The sequence below is a fragment of the Streptomyces sp. NPDC050315 genome (genome assembly GCF_040655775.1).
Lineage (GTDB): Bacteria > Actinomycetota > Actinomycetes > Streptomycetales > Streptomycetaceae > Streptomyces.
Map to the genome: position 1 here is coordinate 255,110 of NZ_JBFAKN010000008.1, position 17,551 is coordinate 272,660.

General features: G+C 69.6%; 13 protein-coding genes. 6 read left to right on the forward strand and 7 right to left on the reverse strand.

Annotation, left to right across the window (positions count from 1 at the left end):
* Positions 1–131: 131 nt before the first annotated feature.
* Positions 132–2,405: a terpene synthase family protein gene (locus AB0I82_RS28550; RefSeq protein WP_363260246.1), complete on the forward strand. Its 2,274-nt coding sequence runs from the start codon at positions 132–134 to the stop codon at positions 2,403–2,405.
* Between the two features lie 76 nt (positions 2,406–2,481).
* On the opposite strand, the gene AB0I82_RS28555 is transcribed toward AB0I82_RS28550, so the two are convergent.
* On the reverse strand, positions 2,482–2,676 hold the full coding sequence (locus AB0I82_RS28555) for a hypothetical protein (RefSeq protein WP_363260248.1): 195 nt from the start codon (positions 2,674–2,676) through the stop codon (positions 2,482–2,484).
* A 271-nt stretch (positions 2,677–2,947) separates the two neighbouring features.
* Between AB0I82_RS28555 and hydA the strand changes: the two genes are divergently transcribed.
* The gene (hydA, locus tag AB0I82_RS28560; RefSeq protein WP_363260249.1) at positions 2,948–4,354 is read left to right on the forward strand and encodes a dihydropyrimidinase; all 1,407 of its coding nucleotides are present in this window, start codon (positions 2,948–2,950) and stop codon (positions 4,352–4,354) included.
* Between the two features lie 74 nt (positions 4,355–4,428).
* Positions 4,429–5,433: a TIGR03842 family LLM class F420-dependent oxidoreductase gene (locus AB0I82_RS28565; RefSeq protein ID WP_363260250.1), complete on the forward strand. Its 1,005-nt coding sequence runs from the start codon at positions 4,429–4,431 to the stop codon at positions 5,431–5,433.
* 79 nt (positions 5,434–5,512) lie between these two features.
* Here AB0I82_RS28565 and AB0I82_RS28570 read toward each other — a convergent pair whose 3' ends face one another.
* From AB0I82_RS28570 to AB0I82_RS28585, 4 genes are all read right to left on the reverse strand, one after another.
* Entirely contained in the window at positions 5,513–6,850 is a 1,338-nt protein-coding gene (locus tag AB0I82_RS28570) for a gluconate:H+ symporter (protein ID WP_363260251.1), read from the reverse strand.
* A gap of 42 nt (positions 6,851–6,892) precedes the next feature.
* Positions 6,893–8,239 (reverse strand): glucarate dehydratase, encoded by a 1,347-nt coding sequence (gene gudD / locus AB0I82_RS28575; RefSeq protein ID WP_363260252.1) that lies wholly within the window; start codon positions 8,237–8,239, stop codon positions 6,893–6,895.
* 199 nt (positions 8,240–8,438) lie between these two features.
* A complete protein-coding gene (kdgD, locus tag AB0I82_RS28580) occupies positions 8,439–9,362 on the reverse strand; it encodes a 5-dehydro-4-deoxyglucarate dehydratase (protein WP_363260253.1) in 924 nt (307 codons plus the stop codon).
* Positions 9,363–9,617: 255 nt separating this feature from the next.
* Entirely contained in the window at positions 9,618–10,493 is an 876-nt protein-coding gene (locus AB0I82_RS28585) for a LysR substrate-binding domain-containing protein (RefSeq protein ID WP_363260254.1), read from the reverse strand.
* 123 nt (positions 10,494–10,616) lie between these two features.
* On the opposite strand from AB0I82_RS28585, the gene AB0I82_RS28590 reads away from it, so the two are divergent.
* The 3 genes from AB0I82_RS28590 to AB0I82_RS28600 all read left to right on the forward strand — a co-directional run bounded on the left by AB0I82_RS28590 (position 10,617) and on the right by AB0I82_RS28600 (position 14,469).
* Positions 10,617–11,789: a mandelate racemase/muconate lactonizing enzyme family protein gene (locus AB0I82_RS28590; RefSeq protein ID WP_363260255.1), complete on the forward strand. Its 1,173-nt coding sequence runs from the start codon at positions 10,617–10,619 to the stop codon at positions 11,787–11,789.
* 64 nt (positions 11,790–11,853) lie between these two features.
* Positions 11,854–12,795 carry a 5-dehydro-4-deoxyglucarate dehydratase gene (gene kdgD, locus AB0I82_RS28595; RefSeq protein ID WP_363260256.1) on the forward strand — a complete coding sequence of 314 codons (942 nt, stop codon included), beginning with the start codon at positions 11,854–11,856 and terminating at the stop codon, positions 12,793–12,795.
* Between the two features lie 63 nt (positions 12,796–12,858).
* Positions 12,859–14,469 carry an aldehyde dehydrogenase (NADP(+)) gene (locus AB0I82_RS28600; RefSeq protein WP_363260257.1) on the forward strand — a complete coding sequence of 537 codons (1,611 nt, stop codon included), beginning with the start codon at positions 12,859–12,861 and terminating at the stop codon, positions 14,467–14,469.
* A 16-nt stretch (positions 14,470–14,485) separates the two neighbouring features.
* On the opposite strand, the gene AB0I82_RS28605 is transcribed toward AB0I82_RS28600, so the two are convergent.
* Positions 14,486–14,965 carry a hypothetical protein gene (locus tag AB0I82_RS28605; RefSeq protein ID WP_363260258.1) on the reverse strand — a complete coding sequence of 160 codons (480 nt, stop codon included), beginning with the start codon at positions 14,963–14,965 and terminating at the stop codon, positions 14,486–14,488.
* 964 nt (positions 14,966–15,929) lie between these two features.
* On the reverse strand, positions 15,930–17,549 hold the full coding sequence (locus AB0I82_RS28610) for an ABC transporter substrate-binding protein (RefSeq protein WP_363260259.1): 1,620 nt from the start codon (positions 17,547–17,549) through the stop codon (positions 15,930–15,932).
* Between the last annotated feature and the right edge of the window lie 2 nt (positions 17,550–17,551).

Consider the following 17,551-nt stretch of genomic DNA (forward strand, 5'->3'; position numbering starts at 1 on the left):
GTGACTCTTGAGCTATCCCGCTTTTCGGTCCGCCGGCTGGGTAGTTCCCGGACGCACGCCGGGGGGCGCGGGCATCCGCGAGGGTGCCCGCCATGCCCGCCCCCCGGCACCGTCGAGAAAGGCCGGGGACCGTGACACAGCCCTTCCAACTGCCGGATTTCTACACGCCGTATCCGGCGCGCCTGAACCCACACGTCGAAGCGGCCCGCACGCACAGCAGGCAATGGGCGCGCGAGATGAACATGCTCGAGGGGTCCGGGATCTGGGAGCAGCGGGACCTCGACGCGCACGATTACGCACTGCTCTGCGCCTATACCCACCCCGACTGCTCCGCCGAAGACCTCGCCCTGGTCACCGACTGGTACGTCTGGGTCTTCTTCTTCGACGACCACTTCCTGGAGATCTTCAAGCGCTCCGGCGACCGCGAGGGCGGCAAGGCGTACCTCGACCGGCTGCCCGCCTTCATGCCGATGGACCTCGCGGAGGGGATGCCCGAGCCGACCAACCCGGTCGAGGCCGGCCTCGCCGACCTGTGGACCCGCACGGTCCCCGCGATGTCCCGCGGCTGGCGCGAGCGCTTCTCGGAGAGCACGGTCAATCTGCTCAACGAATCCCTCTGGGAGCTGTCGAACATCAACGCCCACCGGGTGTCGAATCCGGTGGAGTACATCGAGATGCGCCGCAAGGTCGGCGGCGCGCCCTGGTCGGCCGGGCTCATCGAGTACGCGGCCAGGGCCGAGGTCCCCGACCGGGTCGCCGCCTCCCGGCCGTTGCGGGTGCTGCGCGACGCCTTCTCCGACGCCGTGCATCTGCGCAACGACATCTTCTCCTACCAGCGCGAGGTCGAGGACGAGGGCGAGCTGAGCAACGGCATCCTCGTCCTGGAGCGGTTCCTGGACTGCTCGACCCAGGAGGCCGCCGAGGCGGTCAACGACCTGCTGACCTCGCGACTCCAGCAGTTCGAGCACACCACGCTCACCGAACTGGAGCCGCTCTTCACCGAGTTCGCGCTCGCGCCGGACGAGCAGGCCAGGGTCCTCGCGTACGTCAAGGGCCTGCAGGACTGGCAGTCCGGCGGCCAGGAATGGCACATGGTCTCCAGCCGGTACATGAACGGCGCGGGGGAGGGCACGGCCTCCGAGGCCCCGCGGCGCTTCTTCTCGCTGCCGCTGGGCGCCCTGGGCCTCGCCGCGCTGGACATCACACCGACGGCGCCGACCACGGCGCGCGCCGAGGCAGCGCGCGCCCGCACCTTCACGCACGTACCGTTCCAGAAGGTCGGCCCCTCCCGGCTGCCGGACTTCAAACAGCCCATGCCCGGCAAGCTCTGCCCGCACCTGGACACCTCCCGGAAGAACCTGGTCGAGTGGGCCCACCGGATGGGCATCCTGGACGAGCAGCCCGGCATCCCCGGCTCCCAGGTGTGGACCGAGGAAAAGATCCTCGACTACGACCTGCCGCTCTGCTCGGCGGGCCTGGACCCCGACGCCACCCTGGAGGAGCTCGACCTCAGCTCCGCGTGGCTCGCCTGGGGGACGTACGGCGACGACTACTACCCCGTGGTCTTCGGGCGCCGCGGCGACCTGGCCGGGGCCAAGGCGATGGACGAGCGGCTGGCGGCCTGCATGCCGCTGGACCTCACCCCGCCCCCGCCGGCCACGCACGCCCTGGAGCGCGCCCTCGCCGACCTGTGGCAGCGCACGGCGGGCCCGATGAGCGCGGAGAACCGCCGCCGCTTCTACGACTCGGTGCGGGTGATGACCAAGAGCTGGCTCTGGGAGCTGGACAACATGATGCAGAATCGCATCCCCGACCCGGTCGACTACATCGAGATGCGGCGCCATACCTTCGGCTCCGACATGACGATGAGCCTCTCCCGCATCAGCCACGGCAATTCAGTGCCCGCCGAGATCTACGAGAGCGGGCCGTGGCGGGCCCTGGAGAACGCCGTCATCGACTACGCCTGCCTGCTGAACGACGTCTTCTCGTACCAGAAGGAGATCGAGTACGAGGGCGAGGTGCACAACGCGATCCTCGTCGTGCAGAACTTCTTCGACGTCGACTATCCGACCGGGCTGCGCATCGTCGACGACCTCATGAACAGCAGGCTGGACCAGTTCGAGCACATCGTGGCGAACGAACTGCCGGTGCTCTACGAAGACTTCGGCCTGGACGACGAGGCCAGAAAGGGCCTGGGCACGTACATCGCCGAGCTGCGCGACTGGATGTCCGGCATCCTCAAGTGGCACCGCGAGTGCCGGCGCTACAAGGAGGCGGACCTCGTCCGGCACCACACGCCGGAGCGGCCCGGCGGCGCAGGCGCGGCCGGCGGCTGGCGCCCGCCGGTCCCCACCGGCCTCGGCACCTCGGCCTTCCGGGTCCCGCGCCCCGAGCCCGTCGGCTGACGCACGCGGACGGCTTCGGCTGACGCGCAGGACGGCCCGCCGGCACCACACCGGCGGGCCGCCCCGCTCCCTCCGCTCAGGGCAGGATCTTCTCCACGGCCGCGCGCCCTTCGTCGGCCAGTTTGCGCCGCGCCCATTCCAGATTCTTGGGCGTGAGGTCACGCCCGGTGGCCTGCACCAGATCCTCGGGGCTCACGTCCGCCGGACCGCTGTGCAGGCTGCGATCCGGAGTGGTGAGATCCTCGGGATCGGGCCGCGATTGCTTGTCCATGCCGCCTCCTCGCGCCTCACGATGTCCCTCTATCTTTGCCGCATATTTGCCGGTATGCACTCCGAGGCCGGGATTGTGACGCTGTGCGCCCATTGCTCACCGCGCGTAACGGTCGAAAGGGAGACGGCGGAGCGGCGCACTCGTTCCGGCGGGACGTGGCGCCGGTATTGCCCGCCCGGGTGTCATGCTTCTACCGTCTGTGAATCCAGCTGCACTCTACGTGTGTAGACGGCCGTGACACGGTGTCAGGGTCGGCGGAAGGAGCAGGACTGTGAGTCGTACGGTCATCCGCGGCGGGCTGGTCATCACCGCCGCCGACGAGATCCATGCCGATGTCCTGGTCGAGGGCGGCCGGGTGGTCGCACTGGCCGCACACGGACCGGAATACGCGCTCGGCTGGTCGGAATCGGCCGACCGGGTCATCGACGCCACCGGCAAGTACGTCATCCCGGGCGGCGTCGACGCCCATACGCACATGGACTTCCCGTTCGGCGGGACGGCCTCCTGCGACACCTTCGCGACCGGCACCCAGGCGGCGGCCTGGGGCGGCACCACCACCATCATCGACTTCGCCGTCCAGACCCGCGGAAAATCGCTCCGCGACGGCCTGGACACCTGGCACGCGAAATCCGACGCGCAATGCGCCGTCGACTACGCGTTCCACATGATTCTCTCCGACGTCAACGAACACACCCTCAAGGAAATGGACCTGCTGGTGGGGGAGGGCGTGACCTCCTTCAAATTGTTCACGGCCTATCCCGGGGTGTTCTACAGCGACGACGGGCAAATTCTGCGCGCCATGCAGCGGGCGGCCGGGAACGGCGGCCTGGTGATGATGCACGCGGAGAACGGCATCGCCATCGACGTACTCGTCGAACAGGCGCTGGCCGAGGGCCGGACCGATCCCCGCTACCACGGCGAGGTGCGGCGCACGCTGCTGGAGGCCGAGGCGACCCACCGTACGATCCAGCTCGCCAGGGTCGCCGGCGCGCCGCTCTACGTCGTCCACGTGTCCGCCGAGGAGGCCGTCGCGGAACTGACGCAGGCCCGCGACAAAGGACTCCCCGTATTCGGCGAGACCTGCCCGCAGTACCTCTTCCTCTCCACCGACAATCTCGCCGAGCCCGATTTCGAGGGCGCGAAATACGTCTGCAGCACGCCGCTGCGACCGCGCGAACATCAAGCGGCGCTCTGGCGCGGCCTGCGCACCAATGACCTCCAGGTCGTCTCCACCGACCACTGCCCCTTCTGTTTCCGCGGCCAGAAAGAGCTCGGCCGCGGCGACTTCTCGAAAATCCCGAACGGCATGCCGGGTGTCGAGAACCGCATGGACCTGCTCCACCAGGCCGTACTGGACGGCCACATCAGCCGACGTCGCTGGATCGAGATCGCCTGCGCCGCGCCCGCCCGGATGTTCGGGCTGTATCCGAAGAAGGGCACGATCACGCCCGGCGCCGACGCCGACATCGTCGTTTACGACCCGCACGCCGAGCAGATCATGTCGGCCGAAACCCACCACATGAACGTCGACTACTCCGCGTACGAGGGGCGGCGGGTGACCGGTCGGGTGGAGACTCTGCTCTCCCGCGGCGAATTGGTCATCGACCGCCGGGAGTTCACCGGCCGGGCGGGCCACGGCCAGTACGTGCCGCGGGCCACCTCCCAGTACCTCTCCTGACCTCGCGCGGGCTCGGGCGAAAACCTCACCCGGGACGTCAGTCATCACCGGCTCTACACCAGGGAGTTGAAGCGATGGACTTCGGAGTCGTCCTGCAGACCGACCCGCCCGGCTCCGCCGTGGTCGGACTCATGCGCCGCGCCGAACGGCAGGGCTTCCGCTACGGCTGGACCTTCGACTCCGCCGTGCTCTGGCAGGAGCCCTTCGTCATCCACGGCCGCATCCTCGAACACACCGAGCGGCTGATCGTGGGCCCCATGGTCACCAACCCCGGCACCCGCACCTGGGAGGTGACCGCCTCCACCTTTGCCACCCTCAACGAGATGTACGGCAACCGCACGGTCTGCGGCATCGGGCGCGGCGACTCGGCGATGCGGGTCGCCGGGCGCCGCCCGAACACCCTCGCCCGCCTCGGCCAGGCCATCCCCGTCATCCGCGACCTCGCCGAGGGCCGCGAGGCCCTGGTGGACGGCAAGCCGTTGCGCCTGCCGTGGGTCCGCGACGGGAAGCTGCCCGTCTGGATGGCGGCGTACGGTCCCAAGGCGCTGGCCATGGCCGGCCGGCTCGCCGACGGCTTCATCCTCCAGCTCGCCGACCCGTTCCTGACCGAGTGGATGGTCAGGGCGGTACGACAGGCGGCCACCGAGGCCGGGCGCGATCCGGACGCGCTGACGATCTGCGTGGCGGCGCCCGCGTACATCGGCGACGACCTCGCGCACGCCCGCGAGCAGTGCCGCTGGTTCGGCGGCATGGTCGGCAACCACGTCGCGGACCTGGTGAGCCGGTACGGCGAGCACTCCGGCATGGTCCCCGAGGAGCTGACCGCGTACATCAAGACCCGCGAGGGCTACGACTACGCGCACCACGGCCGCGCCGACAATCCCGACACCGCCTTCGTTCCCGACGAGATCGTCGACCGCTTTTGCCTGCTCGGCCCGCCCGACGCCCACCTCGAAAAGCTCCGCACCCTGCGCGACCTGGGCGTCGACCAGTTCGCCCTGTACGCGATGCACGACGCGAAGGAAACCACGATCGACGCGTACGGCGAGCGCATCATCCCGATGCTCGCGGGGGAGTGAACGGGCCCACGAGGACGGCGGACGGCCGGGGCGATGGGTGACCGCCCCGGCCGTCCGTACCGGTGTGGGACGCAGGCTCTTACGTCCCGAGCGCGCTGAGCGCCGCCTCCATGGCGAAGACGCCGCCGAGGCCGAGTACGGCGAGGACCGTTGTGTAGGTGGTCCGGGCCTTGATGGCGTCCAGGACGGACAGGTTGAAGTACTCCTTGAACATCCAGAAGCCGGGGTCGTTGACGTGTGAGAAGGCGATGGAGCCGCAGGACACCGCGAGGACCATCAGCTCCGGCTGGATGCCACTGCCGGCGACGAGCGGTGCCGCGATGCCCGCCGCGGTGGTCACCGCGACCGTCGCCGAGCCGAGTGCGATACGCAGGATCGCGGCGATCAGCCAGGCCAGCAGGATCGGCGAGATGGTCCAGCCGTGCGTGAGCTCCTTGATGTAGTCGGCGATACCGCCTTCCACCAGGACGTTCTTGAAGGCGCCGCCGGCGCCGATGACCAGCAGGATCATCGCCATGGCCTTGGCCGCGTCGGCGCAGGAGGCCGCCACGTCCGCCAGCGAGCGGCCGACGCGCGGCCCGAACGCCCAGGCCGCCAGGATCAGGGTGAGCAGCAGGGCGACCGGGGCCGAGCCGAGGAAGGCGACCAGCGGCATACCGGCGTGGTGTTCGCCGATCGCCATCTCGGCCACCGAGGCGCCCGCGATGAGTACCACCGGGAAGAGCGCGACCGACAGGGCCCAGCCCATGCCGGGCATCTCCTCGTCGGTGAAGGCGCGGTCGCTGACGAGTCCCTTCGGGATGGACGGGTTCATCCGGCGGACGAAGGCCAGCCGGGGCCATACCAGCGCGATGAGCGCACCGGCCGGGACCGCGATGAACAGGCCGAAGAAGAGGGTCTTGCCGATGGAGGCGTCGAACATGGCCGCGACGGCGGTCGGGCCGGGGTGCGGCGGCAGGAAGCTGTGCATCGTGGACAGCGCGATCGACATCGGCAGACCGATCCACAGCAGGTTCTTGCCGGTCACCCGGACCAGCGTGAACGCCACCGGCACAATGATCACGAAGGCCACTTCGTAGAACATGGTGACGCCGATGAGCATGGCCGTGACCACCATCGCGACCTGCACCCAACGGTCGCCGAACCGGTCGGCCATCGTTCTCGCGATCCGCTGCGCCGCACCGGAGTCGCCCATCACCCGGCCGACCATTGCACCGAGCCCGATGACGAGCATGGTGTCGCCTATCTGGCCGCCGACACCTTCACTGAGTACGTCGGGGATCTTCTCCAGATCGATTCCCCGGATGACGGCCACGGCCACCGCGACCAGCAGCAGAGCGATGAACCCGTTGAGCTTGAGCCGGGTCATCAGGAAGAGCAGCGCCACCACGCTGAGCGCCACGACGAGCAGGGGCATATCACTTCTCCTTTGAAGTGTGCGGACCAATGCCCGAGGGCGTCAGCGGACGAGCGCCGGCTTCTTCGGGTCGAACTTCCAGCCGGGCAGGAGGTACTGCATGCCCGCGGCGTCGTCGCGACCGCCGAGGCCGAGGCCGTGGTAGAGCTCCTCGGCCGCCTCGACACGTGCCATGTCGAGGTCGACGCCGAGGCCGGGGCGGTCGGGCAGTGCGATGGCACCGTCGCGGATGGCGAGCGGCTCGCGGGTCAGATGCTGGCCGTCCTGCCAGATCCAGTGCGTGTCGATCGCGGTGATGTTCCCGGGCGCGGCGGCGGCGACGTGGGTGAACATCGCCAGGGACACATCGAAGTGGTTGTTGGAGTGCGAACCCCAGGTCAGGCCCCAGGCATCGCAGAGCTGGGCGACGCGCACCGAGCCGTTCATGGTCCAGAAGTGCGGGTCGGCGAGCGGGATGTCGACGGCGTCGGCCTTGACCGCGTGCCCGAGCTGCCGCCAGTCCGTCGCGATCATGTTGGTCGCGGTGGGCAGCCCGGTGGCGCGCCGGAACTCGGCCATCGTCTCGCGCCCGGAGTAGCCGCCCTCGCCGCCGCAGGGGTCCTCGGCGTACGCGAGGACGTCGCGCAGCCCGCGTCCGATCTCGATGGCGTCCCGCAGTAGCCAGGCACCGTTGGGGTCGAGGGTGATGCGTGCCTCGGGGAAGCGCTCGGCGAGGGCGGTGACGGCCGCGGCCTCCTCGGGCCCGGCCAGTACGCCGCCCTTGAGCTTGAAGTCCTGGAATCCGTACCGCTCCTGGGCGGCCTCGGCGAGCCGGACGACGGCCTCGGGCGTGAGCGCCTCCTCGTCGCGCAGCCGCAGCCAGGCGTCCTTGGCGTCCGGATCGCTGCGGTACGGGAGGTCGGTGCGCGTGCGGTCGCCGACGTAGAAGAGGTAGCCGAGAACGGGCACGCTGGTGCGCTGCACACCTTCGCCGAGCAGTGCGGCGGTCGGCACACCGAGGTGCTGGCCGAGCAGGTCGAGCAGTGCGGACTCGACGGCGGTCACCGCGTGCACGGTGACGCGCAGGTCGAAGGTCTGGGCGCCGCGGCCGCCCGCGTCGCGGTCGGCGAACCGCTCGCGTATCGCCCGCAGTACGGCGTGCGGATCGCCCACGGACCGGCCGACGACCAGGTCGCGCGCCTCCTCCAGGGTGGTGCGGATGCCCTCGCCGCCGGGCACCTCACCGACGCCGGTACGGCCCTCGGAGTCGGTGAGCAGCACCAGATTGCGGGTGAAGTAGGGGGCGTGCGCGCCACTGAGGTTCAGCAGCATGCTGTCCTGTCCGGCGACCGGTATGACGCGCATCGCGGCGACGACGGGCGTACGGGTGGGAGGGGTGCTGGTGTTCATGATGCGGTGCCTTTCACGAGCGGAGTGCGGCGGGCGTGACTCAGGCGTCTAGGGGGTTTCTGATGGATCTCCGTGGAGGAAGGAGCGGCGTCTGGTGCCTGCGATCGCAAGGCGGAGGAGGGCGGCGACGCGGAGCGTCGGCAACCGACGACAACGCCGCGAGCGTTGGTGCCAGGCGTCGCGACGCCGCGGAGATCCATCAGAAGCCCCCTAGGCCCCGGATCAGGGCGGTGAGCTGCTCCAGCTCCGCGGGCTCCAGGTCGGTCAGCGGCGGCCGGACGGGCCCGGCCGGGTGGCCGGTGATCTGCATGCCCGCCTTGACGATGCTCACCGCGTAGCCCGGCTTGCGGTCGCGGATCCGGGTGTAGGGGAGTACGAAGTCGTGGAGCATGCGCTGGACATCGGTCCGGCGGCGTTCCCGTACGGCGGCGTAGAAGTCGAGCGCGAATTCCGGGAGGAAATTGAAGAGTGCCGAGGAGTAGGTCGTCACGCCCACTTCCAGGAGCGGCAGGGCGTACGTCTCGGCCGTCGGCAGGCCGCCGATGTAGGTGAGGCGCTCGCCCACGTGGGCGTAGAGGCGGGTGAGCGGGTCGATGTCGCCGACGCCGTCCTTGAAACCGATCAGGTTCGGGCAGCGCTCGGCGAGGCGGGCGACGGTCTCCGGGGCGTATACGGCATTCGACCGGCTGTATACGATCACGCCGAGCCCGGTGGCCCGGCACACCGCCTCGACGTGTGCGGCAAGCCCGTCCTGCGAGGCTTCGGTGAGGTACGGAGGGAAGAGGAGCAGCCCGTCGGCGCCGGCGCGCTCGGCGGCCTGGGCGTACTCGATCGCGGTCGCCGTGCCGTATCCGGCGGGGGCGATGATCGGCGTTCCCGCCGGCGCGCTCTCGACGGCGGCGGTGACAACGCGTTCCACCTCTGCCGGGGTGAGCGAGAAGAATTCACCGGTGCCGCCGGCGGCGAAGAGCCCCGCCACGTCGTACTTCCCGAGCCGGGCGATGTTCGTGCGGTACGCGTCCTCGTCGAACGCACGGTCCTCGGCACTGAAGTGTGTCACCGGGAAGGACAGCAGGCCGGAACCGAGGCGGCGGCCCAGTTCGGCAGGGGTGTGGTCGGTCATGGCAGGAGGCTCCTGGGTTGCGCGGAGACGTGCGGCTCACGCGGCTTCCCGGTTCCGGGCGTGGCCTGCCCACGACTTCCGGAACTTCCGGGCGGGCGGGGGCGGTGGCCCGTGCCCTGGTCGGAAGCCGCTTGGATTGCTGGCCGGAACGTTAAGAGCCGGTTGCGATGCGGGTCCAACACCAATTCGGCATGCTGTGATACCCGTGGCGCATCGTGGGGAACGCCTGGTGAGACGGTGCTCCGAGGCGGTGTCTCACAGGTGCCGGAGCAGCGCGTGCAGGGCCGGGTTGTCGTTGGCCTTCCGCCATACCAGGTGCAGTTCGACCGGGGTGGGGTCCGGCAGGTCGAGGGGCCTGAAGGTGATGCCCGAGAAGCGCATCTGCGCGGCCGCCTCCGGTACGAGGGCGGTGCCCCAGCCCGCGTTGACCATCGCCAGCAGGCTGTGGACCTGACTGAGGTACTGGGTGAACCGGGGGGTGACCCGGGCTTCCCGGAAGATGCTGACCAGCAGCTCGTGGAAGTAACGGGCCTCCACCGGCGAGTACATGAGCACGTCCTGCGCGTCGAACTCGCTGACGCGGAGCGGTCCTTCCCCCGCACTGAGCGGATGGTCGCGCGGTACGGCGGCCAGCAGGCCCTCCCGTATGGCGGGACGGGTCGCCAGGTCGGGGCTCGTACTGGAGGGGCGGATCATGCCGAGGTCGAGCGAGCCCTCGGTGATCGCTTCGAGTTGGTCGCGGGTCACCTTCTCCCGCAGCACGATCTCCGTGCCCGGCATGGTGGAGCGGGCCACATCGAGCAGTGTGCCGAGCGCGGAGTAGGCACTGGCCGCGGTGAAACCAATGGCGATGGCCCCGGCCTGCCCGGCGGAGACCTGCTTCGCGGAGAGCGAGGCCGCTTCCGCCTGACGCAGGATGTTGCGGGCCTCGTTGAGGAAGGCGCGCCCTGCGGGCGTGAGGCGTACGGCGCGGTTGGTGCGGTCCAGCAGCTGTACGCCCAATTCGTGCTCCAGCAGTTGTATCTGGCGGCTGAGCGGGGGCTGGGTCATACGGAGGCGTTCGGCGGCCCGGGTGAAGTGCAGCTCCTCGGCGACCGCGACAAAGCTCACCAACTGCACGAGTGTGAACACCGATACCCTCCAGGTATTGAATCATCCAAAAAGTAAGTTGGACGTGGATCAATCGCCGACCTTAGCGTCAGGAAAAACCAACGGGGAGCCGCCCCACGACCCCCAGGGACAGAAGTGGTGACCATGACGCACACAGCCACCTCCGCAGCCGGCCGGCACGGCGAGGCAACGCTCGACACCATCGCCTGGATCAAACTCTCGTCGGTCACCCTGCCGCTGGCCACGCCCATCAGCGATGCAAAGGTGCTGACCGGGCGGCAGAAGCCGATGACCGAAGTGGCCTTCCTGTTCGTGGAGATCGAGACCGAGCAGGGGCACCACGGCATCGGCTTCAGCTACTCCAAGCGCGCCGGCGGCCCGGCCCAGTACGCCCACGCCAAGGAGATCGCCGACGAGCTGATCGGCGAGGACCCGAGCGACATCGGCAAGCTGTGGACCAAGCTGGTGTGGGCCGGTGCGTCGGTCGGACGCAGTGGTGTCGCCACGCAGGCCATCGCTGCCATCGATGTCGCCCTCTGGGACCTGAAGGCCAAGCGCGCCGGGCTGCCGCTGGCCAAGCTGCTGGGCGCGCACCGTGACTCGGTGCGTTGTTACAACACCTCCGGCGGGTTCCTGCACACTCCCACCGAGCAGGTCCTCGACAACGCCACTGCATCGCTGGCCAGTGGGATCGGCGGCATCAAGATCAAGGTCGGCCACCCGGACGGCAAGCAGGACCTGCGCCGCCTGACCGTCGTACGCGAGCACATTGGAGACGATGTGTCGCTCATGGTCGACGCCAATCAGCAGTGGGACCGGCCCACCGCCCAGCGCATGGGGCGCGCCATGGAGGAGTTCGGCCTGGTCTGGATCGAGGAGCCGCTGGACGCCTACGACGCGCAGGGGCACGCCGCCCTCGCGGCCTCGCTGGACACCCCGGTCGCCACCGGCGAGATGCTGGCCAGCGTTGCCGAACACTACGAGCTGATCCGCCTGAACGCCGCCGACATCATCCAGCCCGACGCGCCGCGCATCGGCGGCATCACCCAGTTCCTCAAGCTCGCCGCGCTCGCCGAGCACCACCACCTCCAGCTGGCCCCGCACTTCGCCATGGAGATCCACCTCCACCTCGCCGCCGCGTATCCCATCGAGCCGTGGGTGGAGCACTTCGACTGGCTGGAGCCGCTGTTCAACGAGCGCCTGACGATCAGCGACGGACGGATGCACGTGCCCGCGCGCCCCGGCCTGGGCATCACCCTCAGCGATCAGGCCCGCGCTTGGACGCAGGCGACGCATGAGGCGGGCAAGCGGCCCTGATCGCCCGCCGGGCGACCCCACGACAGCGACACCTCCCACCTCACACCCACAGCGGAGTTCACGGATGACGTCCTTCAGCCCGTCCTTCAGCCCTGCAGAGCTCGGCCGGCGCATCGGCTCGGGCCTGCTCTCCTTCCCCGTCACCCACTTCACGGCCGACGACCTCTCCTTCGACGAGGGCGCCTACCGCGCCAACATCGAGCGCCTGGCGAAGTACGAGGTCGGCGGCCTGTTCGCCGCGGGCGGCACCGGCGAGTTCTTCTCCCTGACCGCCGCCGAGACCGAGCAGGTGGTGACCGCGGCGGTCCAGGCGGCGCCCGAGGGTACGCCCATCCTCGCCCCGGCCGGCTACGGCACCCGTACGGCGATCGAGTACGCCGAGGCCGCCGAGCGCGCGGGAGCCGACGGCATCCTGCTCTTCCCGCCCTACCTGACCGAGGCCGGGCAGGAAGGGCTCGCCCAGCACGTGGCAGCCGTATGCCGTGCGACCTCCCTCGGCGTCATCGTCTACGGCCGCGCCAACGCCACCTACACCGCCGACATGCTCGCCCGCCTCGCCGACACCTGCCCCAACCTCATCGGTTACAAGGACGGCACGGGCGACATCGACGCCATGACCCGCATCCACACCCAACTCGGCGATCGCCTCACCTACGTCGGCGGCCTGCCCACCGCGGAGACCTACGCCCTGCCGTACCTCGAACTCGGCGTCACCACGTACTCATCGGCCATCTTCAACTTCCTCCCCGACTTCGCCCTGAAGTTCTACGACGCCGTCCGCGCGCGCCGGCACGACACCGTGCGCACCCTGCTCACGGACTTCGTCCTGCCCTACACCGAAATCCGCAACCGGCAGCCCGGCTACGCGGTCAGCATCGTCAAGGCCGGCATGACCGCGACGGGCCACAGCGCAGGGCCCGTACGGCCCCCGCTCACCGACCTCACGCAGAGCGAACTCGCCGAACTGACTGCTCTGATCGGCAAGTTGCCGACCGCAGCCGCCTGATCTGACGCACCCTCACCCTCCCGCGCCGCCCCCCCCGTACACGTACAGAAAGACGCACTCCCAGTGACCGCAACACCCGCCCACGCCCCCGATGGCCAGCCGCAGGGCATGATGTTCATCGGCGCCGAGCCCATCACCGCCACCGGTACTGGCATCCGCTCGCGCAACCCCAACACCGGCGACGAGCTCGACCCCGCCTACCCCACGGCCTCCCCCGAAGACATCGCCCGGGCCTGCCGACTCGCCGACGAGGCTTTCGACGCCTACCGCGCCACGGACCCCCGGCAGCGCGCCCGGTTCCTGGAGCGCATCGCACACCACCTGACCCTGGCCGGCGATGCCCTCGTCGAACGCGCCCAGCTCGAAACGGGACTCTCCGCCGCCCGTCTCGCAGGCGAGGTGGTCCGCACCACCAACCAACTCCGCATGTTCGCCGACGTCCTCTGCGAGGGCAGCTGGCACGGTGCCCGCATCGACCCCGCCCAGCCGGACCGCAGCCCCCAACCCCGCCCCGACATCCGGCAGCGCCGCATCCCGCTCGGCCCCGTCGCCGTGTTCGGCGCCAGCAACTTCCCGCTCGCCTTCTCCGTACTCGGTGGCGACACGGCCTCTGCGCTGGCAGCCGGCTGCCCCGTCGTCGTCAAGGCCCACGAGGCCCACCTCGGTACCTCCGAACTGGCCGCCCGCGCCATCCGCGCCGCCATCACCGACACCGGTATGCCCGAAGGGGTCTTCTCCCTCCTCGTCGGGGCGGGACACGACACCGGCACCCGGCTGGTGACCGACCCCCACATCCAGGCCGTTGGTTTCACCGGCTCCCGTACGGCGGGCCGCGCCCTGGTACGGGCCGCCGCCGAGCGCCGCCACCCCATCCCGGTGTACGCCGAGATGAGCAGCATCAACCCCGTCGTCCTCATGCCCGGCGCGCTCGCCGCACGTCCCAACGAACTCGCCGACGCGTTCACGGAGTCGCTCGCGCTGGGCGCAGGCCAGTTCTGCACCAACCCAGGACTGGTCATCGCCATCGACGGCGACGACTTCGATGCCTTCGCGACGCAGGCGGCCAACAACGTCGAAACCAACGCCGGTGCCACCATGCTCACCCCGCACATCGCGGAGTCCTACCGGCAGGGCACCGAGGCAGTCGGCAACCACCCCCGCGTCCGCGTCCTGGCCCGCGGCGGCCTGCCCGCCACCGCCAGCGCCGGTCAAGCGGTACTCATGTCGGTCGACGGCGACGACTTCTGCGCCGATCCCGAGCTGCAGCACGAGATGTTCGGCGCCGCCGCACTGCTGATCCGCTGCCGCGACCTGAAGCACGTCACCGACGTCATCCGCGCCCTGGAGGGCCAGCTCACCGCCACCGTGCACACCGCCGACACGGACCTCGAAGACGCCCGCGCCCTACTCCCGCTCCTCGAACGCCGGGCCGGCCGCGTCCTGTTCAACAACTGGCCCACCGGCGTCGAAGTAGGCCACGCCATGGTCCACGGAGGCCCCCACCCTGCTACCTCCGACCCCCGCACCACCTCCGTCGGCTCCCTCGCCATCGACCGCTTCCTCCGGCCCGTCGCCTACCAGAACCTCCCCGCCCCCCTCCTCCCTCCGCCCCTCCAGGACGACAACCCGTACACCATCCCCCGCCGCATCGACGGCACGCTTGCGTTGAGCTGACAGGTCCCTCGGCCTGCTAGTTCTTCTGCAGGGCGCGAGTGACGCCCGCGATGACGGCCGTGGTCAGTACCCAGCCGAAGGCGATCAGTAGGTAGGCGAGCCATTGGATGGTGTCGTCCGGCCAGTACCAGGCTGTGCGTTGGCCCAGGCCGCCGATGGGGATCAGGAGGTCGAGGGTGTAGACGAGAGGTTGGAACGGTGCGCTTTCGCCGGGCTTTACGGGGGTGGGGGAGTGGGTGGCGAAGGTCAGTGTGCCGAGCAGGGTGAGCATGAGGAGCCAGATACCGGCCAGCCAGGGGCGGTAGCCATAGCCGACGGTCACGTCCAGTAGGTGTCCCCAGGCACGGGTGGCTGGGGACAGGGTGCGGCGGCGGTGGCGTTGTTTGGCCAGGAGTACTCGGCGGGCGTCGTCGTCGTGGCCGGCGTTGCGATACCAGCTCGCCAGCTGCTCGTACGGTCGCGGGCTGTAGCCGGGGCTGCGTTGTATCCACGCCACACGGTGGGTCCGGGCCGGACGGCGGCCGGGCGAGATTGAGGTCGAAGTCCACGGCCTGCATCAGCATGGCGACCAGGGCCGACCCTTCGCCGTTGGGCGGCCCGTTCGGGACCGCTCCTTCGAATGTCAGGTTGTCCGAGATCTGGGCGCCGCGGAGGCGTACGGTGCCGTTGGCGGTGAAGCCTCCGGAGCAATTGAGCGTCGAGGTCACGGCGTTGTCGAGGACGAGAGTGACTCCGCGCGGGCCCGGGCGTTCCAGCCGGGCGCCCTGCATGAACAGTCCGCCCGTCAACTGCGCGCCCAGCAGCCGTACTTCACCGTGCGCGACGAAGTCGTCCCTGCAGAACATGCCCCCTTCGCTGACCAGGCCACCGGCCGCCAGAGCCCACCCACCAGGGGCTCTCAACTCGGTGTTGTTGAGGATGACGCCGCCCGTGACATGTGTGTTGGTGAGGGACAGGGCGGTGATGTCCCGGTGATAGGGGGAGGCGGGGCCGGACTCTACCGTCGAGCGGTTCAGGGCGAGGCGTCCCTCGATGCGCGCCGACCCGAGTTCGAGACCGGGCACGTGGCTGCTCATGATCGCGATCGTCCGTGCGGCAGCCCCGTAGAGGTTCACGCGCTCCTCGAACCAGCAGTCCTCGAACCAGACCGGGTGGCCGATCTCCGCGCCGGCCAGGTTGAGCCGGCCGGAGATCCGCGCGCCGACAAGTGTCAACGAGGCAACCGCACCGGGCTGCGCGGAGTTGGCGCCGAGCAGCAGTGCCGCGAGCACGGTGGCTCGTACCGTACGCTCAGGCCCCCACTGCCCACCCCCGGCAACACTGTCCCGCTCGGGCGTACCCGTGCGCAGATCCACTCGGCGCCCCTCGGGGAACGCGTCCCACAACTCACGTTCCGGTGGCGTCAACTCGTCGTAGGAAAGCACCCATGCAGGGTAGTGATGCCAGAGGGCTGAGGAGTGCTAGGGAGCACTGCTGGGAATCACGCAGTTCTTCGGCTGTTCGTGGCCCGTGGGCCAGCCGAGGCCGACGAACTTCAGTTGGCCCAGGCCCTTTTGGCCCGGGTCCAGTTGGACTACGGCGGCCGGTTTGTCGTAGGCGTTGCCGCCGCTGGTCAGGCAGATCAGGCCGCTTGTGCCGCGGACCCGGTGGCGGGACTGGAGCAGGGACCACTGCCTGCCGACGTCCTCGCGGCTCGGGACCGCCTCGGCGCCGCCCTTCTGGGCCTGGTGCAGCGCCTTGCCGATGGTGAGGAGGCCGTCGTACACCAGCATCGTGCGGGAGTCCTGGAGGTTCGGGTCGGAGCCGAGTCGTACGCCCTCGCTGCGCGTGGCTTCGATCCGCTTCTTCAGGGTGTCCAGGGCCGCCAGTGGCTCGGTGAGGTACTGGGGGAGGTCCGCATCGGTGGGCTTGCGGTCGTGGTCCGCCTCCCACTTCCGGTTCCATTTGGCCAGCTCGGTGCGCCAGGCGTCCGGATGCGCGGGCGCCGCGTACTGCACCGTCACCTTCGGCCTTCCGTCGGCGCCGCGCAGTTGTGCCCAGTTCTGCTCCGTCATGGCCTGTCGCAGCGAGGCGGCGTCGGAGCCGCTGACGATGGTGTAGTGCCGGTTCTTGCAGTCCACCTGGGCGAGCTTGAGTGCGAAGATCCGCAGGTGCAGTGTGCGGCCCGCGAAGTACACGGTGTCGGCGCCGGAGTCGCAGATGTTGTTGGCCGTCTGCGCGAACTGGTTGCCGGTCGAGCCCGCCTCGTCGATGGCCGGTGACTCGAAGGGCATCGCGGCGGGCCCGGCCGGGCCCTTCTCCTTGATGCCGCTGAACGCCTTCGCCAGCGATTCGCTGTAGCCGTCCTTGCGCTGGTCGTAGACCAGTACCGTCCGGCGGTTCTCCCGGCCCCGTTCGCCGTTGAAGTTGGCCAGCGCCTGGGCCGCGTCGTGGTTGGTCGGGATGATCCGGGCGAGGCCGGGGAAGCGTAGTTTCGCCGTCCCGTCAGTACGGTCCTCGTTGGCGATCCGGTCGCCGCTGATCCGGGAGGCGAGCACCGGGATCTTGTGCTTCGTCAGGCGCGCGACGGCTTTCTCGGTGTCGCCGAGGCTGAGGTTGAAGCCCGTGACGGCGCGCAGCCGGTCCTCGGGTGAGTCGGCCATGCGCAGCAGGGTGTCCACGACCTGCTCCTGCTGCTTGTAGTCCCGGCCGGGGTTGGCCAGCACCAGCCGGATCTTCGGCGGCTCGCCCTCGCCCTCGTTGGCCTGCCGCTGCCCCAGGTAAGCGCCCTGCAGGTCGCTGCGCATCTGTCGGCGCAGCGCCGGCCTGTCCGACTGGAGCGGCAGCATCACCGCCACCGTGACGTGCGGCTGGCCGTCGATCTTCTTGTTCTGGGCCGCGATGGCCCGGGCCACATCGCGGATCTCCGGTGTGCCGAAGTCGTAGCCTTCACCGTTGACGCCGATGCACTCGTCACCGACCCGCTCGATTCCTTCGGTGCAGGTGTCCAGCTTGTGGGTGATGAGTACCGCGAGCCACACGCACCCGGCCAGCGCACCCACGCCCAGCAGCGCGTAGAGGATCTTCTTCCAGATGGGCATCC

Bases quoted from the DNA above. Each gene is read 5' to 3' on its own strand.
- AB0I82_RS28590 (WP_363260255.1), top strand. From the start codon at position 10,617: ATGACGCACACAGCCACCTCCGCAGCCGGCCGGCACGGCGAGGCAACG.
- AB0I82_RS28570 (WP_363260251.1), bottom strand. From the start codon at position 6,850: ATGCCCCTGCTCGTCGTGGCGCTCAGCGTGGTGGCGCTGCTCTTCCTG.
- AB0I82_RS28565 (WP_363260250.1), top strand. From the start codon at position 4,429: ATGGACTTCGGAGTCGTCCTGCAGACCGACCCGCCCGGCTCCGCCGTG.
- AB0I82_RS28610 (WP_363260259.1), bottom strand. From the start codon at position 17,549: ATGCCCATCTGGAAGAAGATCCTCTACGCGCTGCTGGGCGTGGGTGCG.
- kdgD (WP_363260256.1), top strand. From the start codon at position 11,854: ATGACGTCCTTCAGCCCGTCCTTCAGCCCTGCAGAGCTCGGCCGGCGC.
- AB0I82_RS28555 (WP_363260248.1), bottom strand. From the start codon at position 2,676: ATGGACAAGCAATCGCGGCCCGATCCCGAGGATCTCACCACTCCGGAT.
- gudD (WP_363260252.1), bottom strand. From the start codon at position 8,239: ATGAACACCAGCACCCCTCCCACCCGTACGCCCGTCGTCGCCGCGATG.
- kdgD (WP_363260253.1), bottom strand. From the start codon at position 9,362: ATGACCGACCACACCCCTGCCGAACTGGGCCGCCGCCTCGGTTCCGGC.